The 15,273-nt window shown below is 65.8% G+C and carries 17 protein-coding genes; 4 read left to right on the plus strand and 13 right to left on the minus strand.

Features of this window, described 5'->3' with window-relative positions:
* Window positions 1-5: 5 nt before the first annotated feature.
* From AABA51_RS15080 to AABA51_RS15090, 3 genes are all read right to left on the minus strand, one after another.
* A complete protein-coding gene (locus tag AABA51_RS15080; protein ID WP_338272867.1) occupies window positions 6-1,163 on the minus strand; it encodes a microcin C ABC transporter permease YejB in 1,158 nt (385 codons plus the stop codon).
* 6 nt (window positions 1,164-1,169) lie between these two features.
* A complete protein-coding gene (locus AABA51_RS15085) occupies window positions 1,170-3,071 on the minus strand; it encodes an extracellular solute-binding protein (RefSeq protein ID WP_338272871.1) in 1,902 nt (633 codons plus the stop codon).
* A 182-nt stretch (window positions 3,072-3,253) separates the two neighbouring features.
* The gene (locus tag AABA51_RS15090; protein WP_338272872.1) at window positions 3,254-3,781 is read right to left on the minus strand and encodes a c-type cytochrome; all 528 of its coding nucleotides are present in this window, start codon (window positions 3,779-3,781) and stop codon (window positions 3,254-3,256) included.
* Window positions 3,782-3,887: 106 nt separating this feature from the next.
* Here AABA51_RS15090 and AABA51_RS15095 point away from each other — a divergent pair, with 106 nt between their 5' ends.
* A complete protein-coding gene (locus AABA51_RS15095) occupies window positions 3,888-4,718 on the plus strand; it encodes a prephenate dehydratase (protein ID WP_338272873.1) in 831 nt (276 codons plus the stop codon).
* Between the two features lie 72 nt (window positions 4,719-4,790).
* Here the strand turns inward: AABA51_RS15095 and AABA51_RS15100 are convergent, their stop codons facing one another.
* The 5 genes from AABA51_RS15100 to AABA51_RS15120 all read right to left on the minus strand — a co-directional run bounded on the left by AABA51_RS15100 (window position 4,791) and on the right by AABA51_RS15120 (window position 8,739).
* On the minus strand, window positions 4,791-5,279 hold the full coding sequence (locus tag AABA51_RS15100; protein WP_338272875.1) for a hypothetical protein: 489 nt from the start codon (window positions 5,277-5,279) through the stop codon (window positions 4,791-4,793).
* Window positions 5,280-5,583: 304 nt separating this feature from the next.
* Window positions 5,584-6,456, minus strand: a complete 873-nt coding sequence (locus AABA51_RS15105; RefSeq protein WP_338272876.1) for a LysR family transcriptional regulator — start codon at window positions 6,454-6,456, stop codon at window positions 5,584-5,586.
* 106 nt (window positions 6,457-6,562) lie between these two features.
* Complete coding sequence (locus tag AABA51_RS15110) at window positions 6,563-7,612, minus strand: sodium-dependent bicarbonate transport family permease (protein ID WP_338272878.1); 1,050 nt, start codon at window positions 7,610-7,612, stop codon at window positions 6,563-6,565.
* 93 nt (window positions 7,613-7,705) lie between these two features.
* Window positions 7,706-8,035: an AzlD domain-containing protein gene (locus AABA51_RS15115; protein WP_338272880.1), complete on the minus strand. Its 330-nt coding sequence runs from the start codon at window positions 8,033-8,035 to the stop codon at window positions 7,706-7,708.
* On the minus strand, window positions 8,032-8,739 hold the full coding sequence (locus AABA51_RS15120; RefSeq protein ID WP_338272881.1) for an AzlC family ABC transporter permease: 708 nt from the start codon (window positions 8,737-8,739) through the stop codon (window positions 8,032-8,034). The genes AABA51_RS15115 and AABA51_RS15120 overlap by 4 nt, the downstream gene beginning before the upstream one ends.
* A 97-nt stretch (window positions 8,740-8,836) precedes the next feature.
* Between AABA51_RS15120 and AABA51_RS15125 the strand changes: the two genes are divergently transcribed.
* Window positions 8,837-9,703: a molybdopterin guanine dinucleotide synthesis gene (locus AABA51_RS15125; protein ID WP_338272882.1), complete on the plus strand. Its 867-nt coding sequence runs from the start codon at window positions 8,837-8,839 to the stop codon at window positions 9,701-9,703.
* Between the two features lie 100 nt (window positions 9,704-9,803).
* Here AABA51_RS15125 and AABA51_RS15130 read toward each other — a convergent pair whose 3' ends face one another.
* The 4 genes from AABA51_RS15130 to argH all read right to left on the minus strand — a co-directional run bounded on the left by AABA51_RS15130 (window position 9,804) and on the right by argH (window position 12,969).
* Window positions 9,804-10,814 (minus strand): hypothetical protein, encoded by a 1,011-nt coding sequence (locus AABA51_RS15130; protein ID WP_338272883.1) that lies wholly within the window; start codon window positions 10,812-10,814, stop codon window positions 9,804-9,806.
* A 34-nt stretch (window positions 10,815-10,848) separates the two neighbouring features.
* The gene (gene greA / locus AABA51_RS15135) at window positions 10,849-11,316 is read right to left on the minus strand and encodes a transcription elongation factor GreA (RefSeq protein ID WP_338272885.1); all 468 of its coding nucleotides are present in this window, start codon (window positions 11,314-11,316) and stop codon (window positions 10,849-10,851) included.
* A gap of 91 nt (window positions 11,317-11,407) precedes the next feature.
* Window positions 11,408-11,581, minus strand: coding sequence for an argininosuccinate lyase (locus tag AABA51_RS15140; RefSeq protein ID WP_338272886.1), 174 nt, complete (start codon window positions 11,579-11,581; stop codon window positions 11,408-11,410).
* The gene (gene argH, locus AABA51_RS15145) at window positions 11,578-12,969 is read right to left on the minus strand and encodes an argininosuccinate lyase (protein WP_338272887.1); all 1,392 of its coding nucleotides are present in this window, start codon (window positions 12,967-12,969) and stop codon (window positions 11,578-11,580) included. The genes AABA51_RS15140 and argH overlap by 4 nt, the downstream gene beginning before the upstream one ends.
* 29 nt (window positions 12,970-12,998) lie before the next feature.
* On the opposite strand from argH, the gene AABA51_RS15150 reads away from it, so the two are divergent.
* Window positions 12,999-13,553, plus strand: a complete 555-nt coding sequence (locus AABA51_RS15150; RefSeq protein ID WP_338272889.1) for a TlpA family protein disulfide reductase — start codon at window positions 12,999-13,001, stop codon at window positions 13,551-13,553.
* Between the two features lie 115 nt (window positions 13,554-13,668).
* Here AABA51_RS15150 and AABA51_RS15155 read toward each other — a convergent pair whose 3' ends face one another.
* The gene (locus AABA51_RS15155) at window positions 13,669-14,226 is read right to left on the minus strand and encodes a DNA-3-methyladenine glycosylase I (protein WP_338276632.1); all 558 of its coding nucleotides are present in this window, start codon (window positions 14,224-14,226) and stop codon (window positions 13,669-13,671) included.
* A gap of 110 nt (window positions 14,227-14,336) precedes the next feature.
* Between AABA51_RS15155 and AABA51_RS15160 the strand changes: the two genes are divergently transcribed.
* Window positions 14,337-15,227: an EAL domain-containing protein gene (locus AABA51_RS15160; protein ID WP_338272890.1), complete on the plus strand. Its 891-nt coding sequence runs from the start codon at window positions 14,337-14,339 to the stop codon at window positions 15,225-15,227.
* Window positions 15,228-15,273 lie beyond the last annotated feature (46 nt).

The following is a 15,273-nucleotide window of genomic DNA, read 5'->3' on the forward strand; positions in this document are numbered from 1 at the left end:
CCATGTCAGGTTTCCCGCGTTTCGAAATCGATGCGGGGGTCGATCCAGACATACATCAGGTCCGACAGGATGTTCACCACCAGCCCGATCAGGCCAAAGACGAAGAGCGTGCCGAAGATCACCGGGTAATCGCGGCTGACGGCGGCCTCGAAGGCCAGCCGCCCCAGACCGTCGAGCGAAAAGATGGTTTCGATGATGAGGCTGCCGCCGAAGAAGACGCCGACGAAAACGGCGGGAAAGCCCGCGATCACGATCAGCATCGCGTTGCGGAAGACATGGCCATAAAGCACGCGCCCCTCGCGCAGGCCCTTGGCGCGGGCGGTCATCACGTATTGCTTCTTGATCTCGTCGAGGAAGGAATTCTTGGTCAGAAGCGTCAGCGTGGCAAAGGCCGAGATGGTGGAGGCCAGGACCGGCAGGGTGATGTGCCAGAAATAATCGCCGATCTGCTGGATCAGGGTCATGTCCTCGAACCCGTCCGAGGTCAGGCCGCGCAGCGGGAAGATCTGGAAATAGCGCCCGCCCGCGAAGACCACCAGAAGCAGGATGGCAAAGAGAAAGCCGGGGATGGCATAGGCGACGATGATGACGCCAGAGGTCCAGGTGTCGAATTTCGTGCCGTCGCGCGTGGCCTTGGCGATGCCGAGCGGGATCGAGACGATATAGGCGATGAGCGTCGACCACAGGCCCAGCGTGATCGAGACCGGCAGTTTCTCGATCACCAGGTCGATGACCGAGATGGAGCGGAAGTAGCTTTCGCCGAAATCGAAGCGGGCGTAATCCCACATCATCAGGAAGAAGCGCTCAACGCCGGGAATATCCTCGGCCCGGCATTGCTCGGCGCGCAGGCTGGGGGTGCCGGTGAAGCCCTCATCGCAGACGATGCGGGCGAAGTTGAACTGGATGCGCAATTCATCGAGGAATTGCGGCGGCAGGCCGCGCGCGCCCTGATAATCCACCGTCTCGATCTGGGCACCGCCGCCCGCGCCGTCGCCGTTTCCGCCCGAGATGCCGGCGAAGACATCACCTTCGCCCTCGAGCTGGGCGATGACCTGTTCGATCGGGCCGCCGGGCACGAATTGGGTGAGGGCGAAGTTGATCACCATGATCCCCAGCAATGTGGGGATCATCAGCAGGACACGTCTGAGGATATAGGCGCCCATATCCGGTTACAGCACACCCTGATCGCGCAAAGCCTGTTCGGCCGCGGGGTCCACCCACCAGAAATCGAGGAAGCCGATACCATAGGGCGGCAGCGTCTCGGGGTAGCGGTAGTGGTTGTAATAGGCGACCCATTCGCTGTCGTTGAACCATTGCGGCACGCGGATGCGATAGGCGCGCAGCACCCGGTCGAGGGCGCGGACGGCAACCTCCATCTCGTCGCGGGTCTCTGCCCGCACCACGACCTCGACCAGGCGGTCGATCCCTTCATCGGCCAGACCCGCCACGTTGAAGAGGCTTTCATCCGCCCCGATGGAGCCGAAGAGCTGACGCAGCCCGGTGCCCGGTTCGTAGCCCGTCTGGAAGAATTCGGTCACGATGTCGAAATCGGCGTCGCGCTGGCGTTGGTTGGCCTGTGCGCCGTCGACCCGGTTCATGCGCGCGTCGATGCCGATGGCGCGCAGGTTCTCGACATAGGGGTTGATGATACGGTCAAAGAGCGGGCCGGCGTTGAGGAATTCCACCTCGAGCGTTTCGCCCGCCGCGTTGCGGAGCATCCCGTCCGGTCCCGGCGTCCAGCCCGCTTCCTCCAGAAGCGCGCTTGCGCGCCGTGCCTGCCGCCGGTCGAAGGTGCGGTCGGGGTCGGACGGCGGCGTGGCGAAGGCGGGTTCGGTGAACACCTCGTCGGGGATCAGCCCGCGCAGGGGTTCGAGGATCGCCAGTTCCTCGGGCGTGGGCAGGCCCGAAGCCTCCAGATGGGTGTTTTCCCAGAAACTGTCGATGGGCGAATAAAGACCGAAGAACAGCGTCTGGTTCGTCCATTCGAAGTTGAACATGAGCGCGATTGCCTCGCGCACACGGGGGTCCTGGAATTTCTCGCGGCGCAGGTTGAAGACGAAGCTTTGCCCCGGCGAAATCAGCCCCTGGGGAATTTCCTCGCGGATGACCACGCCATCCTGAAGACGCGGGAAATCATAGCTGTTGGCCCAGTTCTGGGAGGAGTTTTCCTGCCGGAACAGGTAGTTTCCGGCGGTGAACCCTTCGAAGGCGGCGATGCTGTCGGCGTAGTATTCGACCCGGATGCTGTCGAAATTGTGCCGCCCCCGGTTGATGGGCAGGTCATTGCCCCAGTAGTCGCGGTTGCGGGTAAAGACGGTCGCCCGACCCGGATCGATGCGGCCCACGACGTAAGGCCCCGAGCCCACGAGCGGGGTCAGGCGGCTTTCGTTGAAGTCGAGGCCGCTGGCGATATGGCTTGCCTGACTGAAGACCGGCAGGCTGCCCGCCGCCTCGATCCGGCCGCGCAGCTGGCTGTCGGGGTTGAAGTCGAAGCGGATGCGCCGGTCATCCAGCACCTCGGCCCCGGCGATGGTCAGCGGGATATTGGCGCGGAAGCTGGGCAGGCCCTCGTCGCGGAGAATCTCGTAGGAGAAAAGCACATCCTGCGCCGTCACCGGCGTGCCGTCGGAAAACCGCGCCTCGGGGCGGAGGGTGAAGATGACGTAGGACCGATCCTCGGGATAGGCGATGCTCTCGCAGAGCAGGCAATAGCTTTGGCCGATGGTGTCGAGCGTCCCTTCGAGCATCGATTCGAAGAAGATCGAGGCCAGAACCGCCGGATTGCCCTGGTTGGTGTAGGGGTGCAGCGAATCGAAGGAGCCGCCCGCGCTGGACCAGCTGAGCGACATCTCGCCCCCCTGCGGCGCGTCCGGGTTCACATAGGTGAGATGCGCGAAATCTGGGGCATAGCTCAGATCCTCGATCCCGAAGGTGGCAACGCCATGGGTGACGATCAGGTCATCCTGTGCGGGGGCTGCGCCTGCGCCAAAGGCGAGGATCAGCGCAGCGGCGGCGGTGGTGGGCAGGGCGCGCGGCAAACCCGCGCGGGCAAGGGCGTAGCGGTGAAACATGCAGATCTCCGAACTCGTCCTGTGAGGGGCCTGTGCCCCATTATCTGGTTCTGAACAGGTTAGAGACCAGCCCCCGCCATGGGCAAGTTGAGATTGCGTGATCACGGCGCTATACGCGCCACCCGGACATGCAAAGGGCCGCCCCATCGGGACGGCCCGGTGCCGTGAGCCAAGCTGGCGACTTAGTTGAAGGTCGCGAGATAGGCGATCAGGTTGGCGCGATCCTCGACATCGCTCATGCCGTTATAGGCCATGGCGGTGCCCGGTGCGTAGGTGCGCGGGCTTTCGAGGAAGGCCGAGAGGTTTTCCGGGGTCCATGCGCCGTCTTGCGACATCAGGGCGTCCGAGTAGTTGAAGCCTTGGGCGGAATGCTTGGGGCGATCCACGACACCATGCAGATAGGGGCCGACGCGGTTCACGCCCGGTTCCAGCGCGTGGCAGGCCGAGCACTGGCGCCACAGGCGTTCGCCCGCACCGGCATCGGCGGTTGCATAGACATCGGCGAAGGCCACCTCGACCACCTCTTCGGCGGGGGCATCGCCCTCATCAGCGCCTTCGGCGATGATGACATAGCCGCGCGTGGCGTGGTCGCCGTGGCTTTCGGCTTCGATGTTGTAGAGGCTGTCAGCGGCCCAGCCGCCCAACAAAAGCACCAGCATCGCGCCACAGACGGATGCGAACGCCTTGGTAATGGTCATCGTGTCGAACATGATCTTCCCATTCGGTGTCGCGATTTCGGGGGTATGTATGGGGTTTCACCCCATGATGGCAAGGTGTAGGGAGCGCGACGAAACGCCCACATCCAGCGGTGGAACAATGACAGGACGTATCGCCTTTCAGGGGGAGCCCGGCGCCTATTCGCATCAGGCGATCCATGATGCACGACCGGGATTCGAGGCGCTGCCCTGCGCCACCTTCGAGGAGGCGATCGAAGCCGTCCAATCGGGCCGCGCCGATCAGGCGATGCTGCCCGTCGAAAACACGACCTATGGGCGGGTGGCCGACATCCATCGGCTGTTGCCGCAATCGGGTCTGCATATCGTCGACGAGGTGTTCGTCCGCGTCCACATCAACCTGATGGCGGTGCCGGGCGCGCAGCTGTCCGACATCCGAGAGGCGCACAGCCATCTTGTGCTGTTGCCGCAATGCGCGGGATTTCTGCGCAAGCACCAGATCAAGGGGTGCGTCAGCCCCGACAATGCGCGGGCGGCGCGCGACGTGGCGACATGGGGCGACCGGACCAAGGCGGCGCTGGCCTCGGAACTGGCGGCCGAGATCTACGGGCTCGATATCCTTGCGCGGCATATCGAGGATCAGGATACCAACACCACCCGTTTCCTGATCATGGCGCGCGAGCCCGAGATGGCGCGGCGGGGCGATCACATGATGACCACTTTCGTCTTTCGCGTGCGCAACATTCCCGCCGCGCTCTACAAGGCGATGGGCGGGTTCGCGACCAATGGCGTGAACATGACCAAGCTGGAAAGCTACATGGTCGACGGGTCGTTCACCGCCACGCAATTCTACGCCGATATCGAAGGCCACCCGGAGGATGCCAACGTGAAACTGGCGCTCGAGGAACTGGCCTATTTCACGAGCTTCCTGAAGATCCTCGGGACCTATCCGGCGGCCTCTGTCCGGGATTGAGTTCCCTGAACGAAAGAAACCCCAAGGTCCATGGGACCTCGGGGTCTCGATCTGCGGGACAGGCCCTGTCGATCACTGGGTGATGCGGCTGATCATGCCCTGAACGGCGCCGGTGTCGCCCTCTTCGTGGTGGAAGGCGAGCGCGATCAGCTCCCCACGGGTGAAATCGGACGCGTCGATGCGCAGATCATCGGCGACATTCTGCAACCAGACCGGCAGATCCGCCCCGCCCCGCGCCGAAACCGTGGTGCCGTCCTGCGTCACGCCGCGCGCGTCCAGAAGGTTCCGAGCGAAGGTCACGTCGCCTTCCTCGATGGCGCGGTTGACCGCCTGTTCGAGCCCGCGGCGCTCGATTTCCTCGGGGCTCAGGTTGGAACCGCCCGACAGGATGAAATTGATCGTGTTGGTGTCATTCTCTTCGTAGGCGCGATCAAGCTGGATCAGCTCGGCCGTGGTAAATTCCCCCGGCGTCACGCCAAGTGCGGCTTCGAATTGGGTCTGGGCCGCTGCCGGAACGGCGAAGGCGAGGGCTGCGGCGGTGGCGAGAAATGCGGTTTTCATCTCTTGGTCCTTTCGGGTTTTGCGTGTCACGGCGTGGTGCCGTCGATGACCAAGACATCGGGATGTGGCTTGCGTTATTCAATTCACACAAGCGGGATATTTGCGTGATATCGGTGCATTGGTGCACATATTGGTTTTCTGCCGCACAGCAGGGCCGGCATGGCGCCTCCCTTGGTGAAAAAATCACGAAATCAAGCCCTTGCATCACGGATGCTCACGGGCGCGCGAGGTTGGGAAGCCGGTTCGGCGGGATTGGGCGGCCGGGGCGATCCCGCCCGGCCTGCGGGTGCATCAAGGCCCCCGATCAGGGGTCGAAGCGGGTGGCGGGCGGCAGGCGTGTCAGCGCGGGATGGGGGAAATTGCGCCGCGCGGTGATGGCGTAGAAGCTTTCGACAATGCCCAGATCGCCGGGATGGCGGGTCAGGAGGCCTGCGCCGATCTCGTCGGCCATGACGACCGGCGGGGCCAGCGCGATGCCCGTATCCTGCCGCGCCAGAAGGCGGACCATGGCCATGTCGTCGACCTCGGCCGCGATGCGGGGGACGATGCCCAGACGCGCGCACAGCGCATCAAGCCCGGTGCGGATCGAGCTTTCGGTGGGCACGATCAGCGGCTGTTCGGCCAGGATGGCGGTGGCATCGGCCTGCCCCATGCGGGCGGGCGTGCCGATCAGCGCCACGGGCTGGGCCGCGATGCGATGGGCCGTCAGGTCGGGATAGGCGGCGGCGTCATGCGGTTCGGTCGAGAGCACCACGTCAAGCGACAGGCCCGCCAGCCGGGGTAACAGCACGGGACCCGAGCCCGACACGAGCGCGAGCGGCACCTTTCCCAGAACCGGCGACAGGAAGCGCATCTGGAAATTGCGCGACAGGGTCGACAATGCCCCCACTCGCAGCGGGCGGTCATGGCCCACCCCGTCACCGAGCGCCGCCAGAAGATCCTCGCCCGTGCCGAAGATGCGTTCGGCGTGATCGAGCGCGATCCGACCGGCCTCGGTCAGGATCAGCTGTCGCCCGCGCCGCTCGAACAGCGCGTGACCCAGCCGCTCCTCCAGCTGGCGGATCTGGGTCGAGAGCGCGGATTGCGACAGGTTCAACCGCTCGGCCGCGCGGGTCAGGTGCCCCTCGTGCGCGACTTCGCGGAAATACCGCAGGTGGTGATAGTTGAGCCGGTCCATGTTCACCTTTGTAGAACGAAAACCCCGGTTTGCTACGGGTTTCTAGGGCCTTTCAGGACCCATGGTCGGGGCGCGCAAAACCGGTGTCCGCTTTTGCGCGGCATGCTCAGAACCCGACCAGCCAGTCGGCCAGCGCGATCCAGACCGGGATGGAGAGGATGGCCACGGGCGTGCCGATGCCGGTCGAGGTGCCGACATAGGCGCTTGGGTTCGCCTCGGGCAGCGCGCCCCGCAGCGTGGGCGGACCCGAGATGTCGGAGCTTGACGCCGCCATGACCGCCAGAAGCACCACGCCGCCACCCGAAAACCCGGTGAGGTGATGGGCGATCAGTCCCGCGCCGAAGCCCAGCGCGCCATGCACGAAAGGCGCGGCGATGCCGTAGGCGACATAGGCATGGGCCACCTTGCGCATTTCGCCCAGCCGCTGCCACGCCTCCATCCCCATGATCAGCATCAGGATCGACAGGAAGCCCCGGAAAAGCGGCTCGTAAAAGCCGGAATAGACCTGTTCGGGCCGCCCCAGAAGGCCGATGCCAAGCCCCAGAAGCAGGGCCGAGATCGCGGGGCTTTTGAACGTGTCGGCAAGGATTTCGCGCACCAGATCGCCGTTGCCGCCAGCCCCGCCCATGGTCAGGGTCGCGGTGCCGCCGCCGGCAGGTTGCACGGAGGCGCTGCGCGCGGCGCTGACCTTGGCCAGGAGGATGGCGGTGACCAGCGCCGCGATGTCCATGAAGGGATAAAGCGCCCCGATGAACCCCTCGTAGGCGATGCCCTCGGCGTCGAGCATGACCATCCCCGCCGCGAGCGTGGAGGCGGAGACCGCGCCGAACAGACCCGCCGTGGCCATGCCGTCCATTGGCGCGACACCCCGCGTCCGCGCGAGCGTCCGCGCGCCCAGCAGCACGATGACAACCCCCACGACAGCCGCGGCGACAGCGGGGACGGCCAGCGCCAGCAGATCAGCCTCGCGCACGGAAATACCCGCGCCAAGACCGACTTTCAGGAGCAAGATCAACACGATGAACTTGTAGACCGGGGCGGGCACCTCGAGCTTGCTGCCAAGGGCTGCCAGCATCATGCCGCCGATCAGGAAGGCGAGCGTCGGTTTCTGCAATTGCGCGACCAGCGTCGCGGCGATGTCGAAGATCATGTCCATGGCGCGCACCCCTGCGTCCGGTTTCCGGTTGGCGGGGATATGGCGAAGGCGTAACTGAAAGAAAAATACAGACTTTGGCCGCTTCGTTCTGTTTTAATGAACGATGAAGCCAAGCCCCCAAAGCGTCGCCATACCGACCACGATGGCCCAGATGGCGTTTTTCGTCCAAAGCCCCACGGCCAGCGCCAGCATGGCGGCGCTGATGCGCACAGGGTCGAGCTGCCCGCCCGTGGCCTGCGGCCAAATGATCAGCGGCGTGACCATGGCGGGCAGGATGCCCACCGCCGTGTAGCGCAGGTGGCGCAACAGCCATGGCGGCAATTGCCGGTCGCCCAGAATGCCGAGGAAGGAAAACCGGATCACGAAGGTTCCGATGCCCAGCGCGAGGATGATGATCCAGATATCGGTGGTCGAATAGGTCATCGCCGCGCCTCCATCCGGCGTTCGACCTCGGCCCCCACGATCATGGCGGCAAGGCCCGCGGCCAGAAGCCAGAGGTTCCACGGCAAAAAGGCGAGCAGGATGGCCATGACGACCGAGGTGAGCGCGGCGGCGACATGGGCGATGGTGCGCAGCGCAGGCGCGATCAGCGCGATGAAGGTGATCGGCACCGCGAAATCGAGGCCCAGCGCGGGCGGGATCGCCTCGCCCACCACGATGCCGAGCGCGGTCGCCCCGACCCAGACCGGGATGATGGGCGTGGCGGCGCCGAAGAAGAAGGCGACCTTTTCGGCGGTGGATTGCTGCGGGCGCGCCTCGTAATCGGCATGCGCCAGCGCATAGGTCTGATCGACGTTCATGTAGGCGATGAGCGCGCGTTGCCAGACGGGGGCCGCCCCCAGGTGCGGCGCGAAAGACGCCGAATACATCGCCATGCGCAGGTTCACCGCCAGCGCCGAGGCGACGACGATGAAGGTGGGCGCATGATCGGCCATCAGTTGCAGGGCGGTGAATTGGGATGCGCCCGCGATGACCAGAATGGTGAAGCCCATCACCTGCGCGATGTTCAGCCCCGCCTCGGTCCCGACGACGCCGAACAGCAGGCCGAAGGGGCCCACGACGATGACGAAGGGCAACGCGGTGCGAATCCCGCGCGAGAAGGCGGTTCGGGGGCTGGATGGGGTCATCGGGCGAGCTAGCCTTGCGAGGGGGTCTGGCGCTTCCTAGGCGAGGCGTCGGGGGGATGCAATTCAGGCCGCGTGGGGCGCGGCATCAGGGGATGTGATGGGCAGGACGGGTGTGACCGATACGATCTTCATGGTGGATTGGTCGGCGCGCTCCGCACCCTCGCCCGCGCGGCCGGTCAAGGATGCGATCTTTGTCGCCGAACACGGGCCGGAGGCGGAGGCGGTGAGCTATCACCGGACGCGGGGCGCGGCGCTGGCGCATCTGGTTGGGCGCTTCGACGCGGTGCTGGAACGGGGCGGGCGCGTCATCGCGGGGTTCGATTTTCCTTTTGCCTATCCGGCGGGGTTCGCCGCCGCCCTGACCGGCACGGAGGATCCTTTCGCGATCTGGCGCTGGTTGGCCGAGGCCATCGCGGATGACGGGCAGAATGCCAACAACCGGTGGGATGTGGCCGAGGCGATGAACGCAAGGTTTCCAGGTGTCGGACCGTTCTGGGGCTGTCCCGCCGCACGGGCCAGTGCCGCCCTGCCCGCACGCGGCAGTCTGCGCCACGGGCATGGCATGGAGGAGCGGCGCCGGGTCGAGCGCCTGTTGCCGCGCGCGCAGCCCTGCTGGAAGCTGTTCACGACGGGATCGGTGGGCAGCCAGACCCTGTTGGGCCTGCCGAGGTTGCAGGCGCTGCGGGAGCGCTACGGCGCAAGGCTGGCCGTGCGCCCGTTCGAGGATCGGGAGGCGGATATCGTGCTGGCGGAGGTCTACCCGTCGCTGATCGACGGGGCGGTCAAGGCGCGGGCATGGCCCGGCGAAATCCCCGATGCGGCGCAGGTGCGGGTGCTGGCGCAGGCTTTCGCGGGGCTGGGGCCGGGGCGGCTGGACGCGATGCTGCGGGAGGGCGACCGGGAGGAGGGCTGGATCGCGGGCCTGGGCCACGAGGCGGAGCTGATCGCGGCGCTGGGGGACTGAGCGGGGCGTTTTCCTGGCGGAAAACGGGGCGGAAAACTCGAGTTTTCCGGCAGGGAAAACCCGGGTTTTCCCTGCGGTTTCCGCGCGGAAACCGCCTGCCTCAGTCGAAGGTGCCCGCGACGCGACCGATCAGCATGAAGGCGCGCGCGGTCCGCGTACCCGCCAGCGCCACGATCTCGGCATCACTCGCGTTCTTTTCGAATTCCATGAAGGTCCTGTCGAAATGGCGCAGGAAATGATGCGCCGCATCGCGAAAGACCGGGTCCTTCTTCATCCGCCCCGCCGCCAGCACGAGGCTGGAGCGGTCATGGATGCCGCCCAGCGCCGCCACGGCGCGACCGCGTTCGCCCTGGGCGAAGCGGCGCCAGATCTCGGGCCGGGCGCGGTCGGGGCGCAGGTCATCCATGTAGATGCCGTCTTGCGACAAGAGCGTCAGGACATCCTGGCTGGCACGGATCAGGCGTTCGGTGGCGCGATCCTCCAGCGCGCGGCGCAGCGTTCTGAACCCTTCCTTGTCGTGTTCATTCTCGGGGAAATTCAGTGCCTTGATGAAATCGGCGACCGAGATCGGGTCGCGTTCCACGGGCGTGGCCAGCGCAAGGCCGGGTTGGGGCAGGTCCACGACGGGCGCGGGCTGGATCACGGCGGCGCGTTCTTCGGGGGGGGCGAGCGCGCGGAGCGAGGAAAAGATCGGCGTGCCCGCGGCCTGGGCCGCGCGGGTGCTTTCCACCAGTTCCTCCAGCTTTTCGACGACGGCGGGGCGCAGGTCCATCGTGGCGCGCTGCTGCTGGTCGACATAGGCCGCGCGCATCGCGTCGATGGAGGCCTGCAGCCGCGCCGCTTCCTCGCGCAGGCCGCGCGCGGTGCGCAGCGCGGTGGCCGCGACCCAGATCAGCGCGATGGGCATGAGGATGGCGAGGATCGTCAGAACACCATCGGCAAAGCGCGTGGGCGTGCCGTCATCGCCCCCGGAATTGAGCACGATGACCGCGACGAGCCACAGGCAGGTGAGCGCCGCAGCCCCCAATTCGATGATGGTGATGCGCCGCGCCGGTGCCTCCCTTGCATAAAGGCCAAGATCGAGCGGCGTGGGCTTGGCTTGGTCCGGCATAAAAAGGGCACACCTGGGGTTACGCGAAACGGGATCAGACGTAGGTGACGGCCAAGATCTCGTAATCCTTGTCACCACCGGGCGTCTTGACCTCGACGCTATCGCCCTCTTCCTTGCCGATCAAGGCGCGGGCCAGCGGCGAATTGATGTTGAGCATGCCCTTTTCGATATTGGCCTCGGCCTCGCCCACGATCTGGTAGGTCTTTTCCACGTCATCCTCGTCGACCAGGACGACGGTCGCGCCGAACTTGATCGGGCCCGACAGCGTCTTGGGGTCGATGACATTGGCGCGGCTGATGATGCCCTCCAGTTCCTTGATGCGGCCCTCGATGAAGGACTGCTTTTCCTTGGCCGAATGGTATTCCGCGTTCTCCGACAGGTCGCCGTGTTCGCGCGCCTCGGAAATGGCCTGGATGATCGCCGGACGTTCGACGCTCTTGAGCTGCTTGAGCTCGTCATTCAGGGCCTTGTAGCCCGGCGGGGTCATCGGGATCTTTTCCATCGGATGGGCCTTGGATCAAAAGGGTAAGGAACTGCTCGAAGATGGGAGGTTAGGCACGAAGCCACCCATGTTCAACAGGGTATGAGAGCGCTCAGCTGCCGCCCGTGACACCGATCTCGGCGGTACCTGTGACGGTGATGCCGGCGCTCGGGCGCGGTTCGGGGCGTTCGGGCGGCCCATCCACGCCACAGGCGGCAAGCCATCCCAGAAGCGCTGTGGCCACAAGGACCCGTGCAACGGGTGCTGCGGCGGCAAGGGGCGTCATGGCAAGATCTCCTTCCAGCGCGCGATCTGGGCGCGGACCTGCGCGGGCGCGGTTCCGCCATGGGACATGCGGGAGGCCACCGAATTGTGGACGCCCAGCACCTCGAAGATAGCCGCGGTGATGCCGGGATGAACAGTCTGCATCTGCGCCAGATCGAGATCGGGCAGATCGACGCCCGCGCCCTCGGCCATGGCCACCAGCGTGCCGGTGACGTGATGCGCCTCGCGGAAGGGCAGGCCCAGCACGCGCACGAGCCAATCGGCCAGATCGGTCGCGGTGGAAAAGCCGGACCCGGCCGCGCGTTCCAGCGCCTCGCGGTTGGCGGACATGTCGCGCACCATCCCCTCCATCGCGGCGAGCGCCAGCATCAGGTTGTCGGCGGCATCGAAGACCTGTTCCTTGTCTTCCTGCATGTCCTTGGAATAGGCGAGCGGCAGCCCCTTCATCACCATCATCAGCGCGACATTCGCGCCGAAGATGCGCCCGATCTTGGCCCGGATCAGTTCGGCGGCATCGGGGTTCTTTTTCTGCGGCATGATCGAGGAGCCGGTGGAAAACCGGTCCGACAGCCGCACGAAGCGGAATTGCGCTGAGGACCAGATCACCAGTTCCTCGGCGAAGCGCGACAGGTGCATGGCGCAGATCGAGGCGGCCGAGAGGAATTCGAGCGCGAAATCGCGGGCCGAAACGGCATCGAGCGAATTGGCCATGGGCCGGTCGAAGCCCAGCGCCTCCGCCGTCATGTGCCGGTCGATGGGAAAGGAGGTGCCCGCAAGCGCCGCCGCCCCGAGCGGGCATTCGTTCATCCGCGCGCGGGCATCGACCATCCGGCCCCGGTCGCGGGCGAACATCTCGACATAGGCCATCATGTGGTGGCCCCATGTGACGGGCTGGGCGGTCTGCAGATGGGTGAAACCGGGCATGACCCAATCGGCGCCCTGTTCGGCCTGCGCGAGAAGCGCGCGCATCAGCGCCTCGATCCCCGAAATGGCGGCGTCGCATTGGTCGCGCACCCAGAGCCGGAAATCGGTCGCCACCTGGTCGTTGCGCGAGCGCGCGGTATGCAGGCGGCCTGCCGGTTCGCCGATGACCTGTTTCAGCCGCGCCTCGACATTCATGTGGATGTCTTCAAGGGCCGTGGAAAATTCGAAGCTGCCGCTTTCGATCTCTGACAAGACCGTGAGCAACCCTTCCCGGATCGCCTCTGCATCGCTATCACTCAGGATGCCGGTGGCCGCCAGCATCGCCGCATGGGCGCGGGAGCCTTCGATATCCTGCCGCGCAAGTCGCTTGTCGAACCCGATCGAGGCGTTGATCGCCTCCATGATCGCGTCCGGCCCGGCGGCGAAGCGCCCGCCCCACATGGCATTGGCGGTGGTATCGGTCATGAGATCTGGCCCTTTGGAGGAATTCCCGGATGATCCGCAAATTGCGTCTTGGGGTGCTCTACCTTGCTGCAGGCCTCTGTGCAAATGCTGCCGTGGGGCAGGACCTGTCGGGCTATCTGACGGGCGAGATGCGGGGATTGGTGCTGCACGAGGCGCCGGTTGCGGCATCGAGCCTGCCCTATCTGCGCGAGGACGAGACCGAAGGCGCGCTTGCCGATTACGCGGGGCGGCATGTCGTTCTGAATTTCTGGGCCACCTGGTGCGCGCCCTGCCGCGAGGAGATGCCGTCGCTGCAAAACCTGCAGACGGCGCTGGGGGGCGAGGATTTCGCCGTGGTGACGCTGGCCACCGGGCGCAATCCGCCGCAGGCGATCCGCCGCTTTTTCGAGGAGATCGGGGTGGAGACCCTGCCCCAGCACCGCGACATCAACCAGCAGATCGCGCGCGAGATGGGGGTGTTCGGCCTGCCGATCACCGTGATCCTGAACCCGCAGGGACAGGAGATCGCACGGCTGAGGGGCGATGCGCATTGGGACAGCCCCGAGGCCATCGCGCTGATCGAGGCGCTGTTGGCGGGCGGTTGAGGGTGCGAGGGGGCTCTGCCCCCGCCACGTCCTTTGGCCGTGTCTCCCCCGGAGTTTTTCGGCCAAGATGAAGGGGGGCCGTTAACCTTGATATCGGGTTAACCAGGGCAAGGCCTCAGCGCAGCGCCGCATGCCGATGGCAGGTGGTGACATGGTCGTTGACGAGACCCGTCGCCTGCATCCAGGCATAGGTGATGGTGGGGCCGCAGAAGCGGAAACCTGCGTGCTTGAGCTCTTTCGAGAGGCGTTCGCTGAGCGGGGTGAAGGCGGGCACGGCGGCTATATCGGGGCGTTCGGGTTGCAGCGGCGTGCCGTCGACATGGCGCCAGATGAAATCGGCGAAAGCCTCGGGGCCGCCGAGATCGAGGAAGGCACGGGCATTGGTGATCGCCGCCTCGCATTTGCCGCGATGGCGTACGATGCCGGGATCGGCGAGCAGGCGGGCAATCTCGGGTTCGCCCCAGCGGGCGATTTCCACCGGGTCGAACCCGGCGAAGGCCGTGCGGAACGCGTCGCGTTTGCGCAGGATCGTGATCCAGGAGAGCCCCGCCTGGAACCCGTCGAGGATGAGCTTTTCCCAAAGCGCGCGGCCATCGCGTTCGGGCACGCCCCATTCGGTGTCGTGATAGGCGACATAGAGCGGATCGGTTCCGCACCAGCCGCAGCGATCCATGGTCTGCATCCCGAGAACTCCGGAGAATTGGCTGAAAATGCGAAGCTTGGGAGTTTGTTAAGGGGTCGGGTGGCATCGAGGCAAGGAAGTTGCGGGACGGAGGTGCCAAGATGGGCCACATGCGGGGAAAACCGGTCGAGGCGGGATTTGGCAGCCCGCTGGAGGCCGCGATCGCGGAACGGGATCGGGGCACGCTGGGAATGGTGCGCACGGCGCTGACGCGCGGCGATGTCGTGCTGGCCTATCAGCCGGTGTTGCGGGCCGGAAGTGGCGGCGTGGCCTTTTACGAGGGGTTGATCCGCATCCTGGACGAGACCGGGCGCGTGATCCCGGCGCGCGAGTTCATCGGCGCGGTGGAGGACCAGGAGCTGGGCCGCCGGATCGATTGCGTGGCGCTGCGGCTGGGGTTGCAGGCGCTGCATGCGCATCCCGGCCTGCGGCTGTCGGTGAACATGTCGGCGCGGTCGGTGGGCTATCCGGAGTGGATGCAGATCCTGCGCCGGACGATCCGCCACCGGCCCGAGACGGTGCGCCGCCTCATCCTCGAGATCACCGAAACCAGTGCGATGATGATGCCCGAGCTGGTGACCGTCTTCATGGCGGAGATGCGGGACAAGGGCATTTTGTTCGCGCTCGATGATTTCGGGGCGGGGCAGACCTCGTTCCGGCATCTGCGGCATTTCAGTTTCGACATCGTCAAGATCGACGGGGCCTTTACCCGGAATGTCGATGCCGATGCCGACAACCAGGTGCTGTACGAGGCGCTGGTGGGGCTTGCGCGGCATTTCGACATGGTGACCGTCGCCGAAGCGGTCGAAACCGAGGCGGAGGCGCGATGGCTGTCGGCGGCGGGGGTCGGATGCCTGCAAGGGTTCCATTTCGGGGCGCCGATCTTTGATCCGCCCTGGGCCAAGAGGCAGACGGAGGGGCAAGCGGCGGGGCGGCGCAGGGGACCGGCCGGGGGCGGGCGCGCGCAAGGATCGGGACAGGGTCCGGCATAGGGCCCGGCGCAGGGTCATGCACAGGGCACGGTGCGCGCTGAGACAC

It is taken from the genome of Roseicyclus marinus, from assembly GCF_036322625.1.
GTDB lineage: Bacteria > Pseudomonadota > Alphaproteobacteria > Rhodobacterales > Rhodobacteraceae > Roseicyclus > Roseicyclus marinus_A.

Excerpts from the sequence above, each read along its gene's own strand:
- AABA51_RS15080 (WP_338272867.1), bottom strand. The coding sequence starts at position 1,163 with ATGGGCGCCTATATCCTCAGACGTGTCCTGCTGATGATCCCCACATTG.
- AABA51_RS15085 (WP_338272871.1), bottom strand. The coding sequence starts at position 3,071 with ATGTTTCACCGCTACGCCCTTGCCCGCGCGGGTTTGCCGCGCGCCCTG.
- AABA51_RS15090 (WP_338272872.1), bottom strand. The coding sequence starts at position 3,781 with ATGTTCGACACGATGACCATTACCAAGGCGTTCGCATCCGTCTGTGGC.
- AABA51_RS15095 (WP_338272873.1), top strand. The coding sequence starts at position 3,888 with ATGACAGGACGTATCGCCTTTCAGGGGGAGCCCGGCGCCTATTCGCAT.
- AABA51_RS15100 (WP_338272875.1), bottom strand. The coding sequence starts at position 5,279 with ATGAAAACCGCATTTCTCGCCACCGCCGCAGCCCTCGCCTTCGCCGTT.
- AABA51_RS15105 (WP_338272876.1), bottom strand. The coding sequence starts at position 6,456 with ATGGACCGGCTCAACTATCACCACCTGCGGTATTTCCGCGAAGTCGCG.
- AABA51_RS15110 (WP_338272878.1), bottom strand. The coding sequence starts at position 7,612 with ATGGACATGATCTTCGACATCGCCGCGACGCTGGTCGCGCAATTGCAG.
- AABA51_RS15115 (WP_338272880.1), bottom strand. The coding sequence starts at position 8,035 with ATGACCTATTCGACCACCGATATCTGGATCATCATCCTCGCGCTGGGC.
- AABA51_RS15120 (WP_338272881.1), bottom strand. The coding sequence starts at position 8,739 with ATGACCCCATCCAGCCCCCGAACCGCCTTCTCGCGCGGGATTCGCACC.
- AABA51_RS15125 (WP_338272882.1), top strand. The coding sequence starts at position 8,837 with ATGGGCAGGACGGGTGTGACCGATACGATCTTCATGGTGGATTGGTCG.
- AABA51_RS15130 (WP_338272883.1), bottom strand. The coding sequence starts at position 10,814 with ATGCCGGACCAAGCCAAGCCCACGCCGCTCGATCTTGGCCTTTATGCA.
- greA (WP_338272885.1), bottom strand. The coding sequence starts at position 11,316 with ATGGAAAAGATCCCGATGACCCCGCCGGGCTACAAGGCCCTGAATGAC.
- AABA51_RS15140 (WP_338272886.1), bottom strand. The coding sequence starts at position 11,581 with ATGACGCCCCTTGCCGCCGCAGCACCCGTTGCACGGGTCCTTGTGGCC.
- argH (WP_338272887.1), bottom strand. The coding sequence starts at position 12,969 with ATGACCGATACCACCGCCAATGCCATGTGGGGCGGGCGCTTCGCCGCC.
- AABA51_RS15150 (WP_338272889.1), top strand. The coding sequence starts at position 12,999 with ATGATCCGCAAATTGCGTCTTGGGGTGCTCTACCTTGCTGCAGGCCTC.
- AABA51_RS15155 (WP_338276632.1), bottom strand. The coding sequence starts at position 14,226 with ATGGATCGCTGCGGCTGGTGCGGAACCGATCCGCTCTATGTCGCCTAT.
- AABA51_RS15160 (WP_338272890.1), top strand. The coding sequence starts at position 14,337 with ATGGGCCACATGCGGGGAAAACCGGTCGAGGCGGGATTTGGCAGCCCG.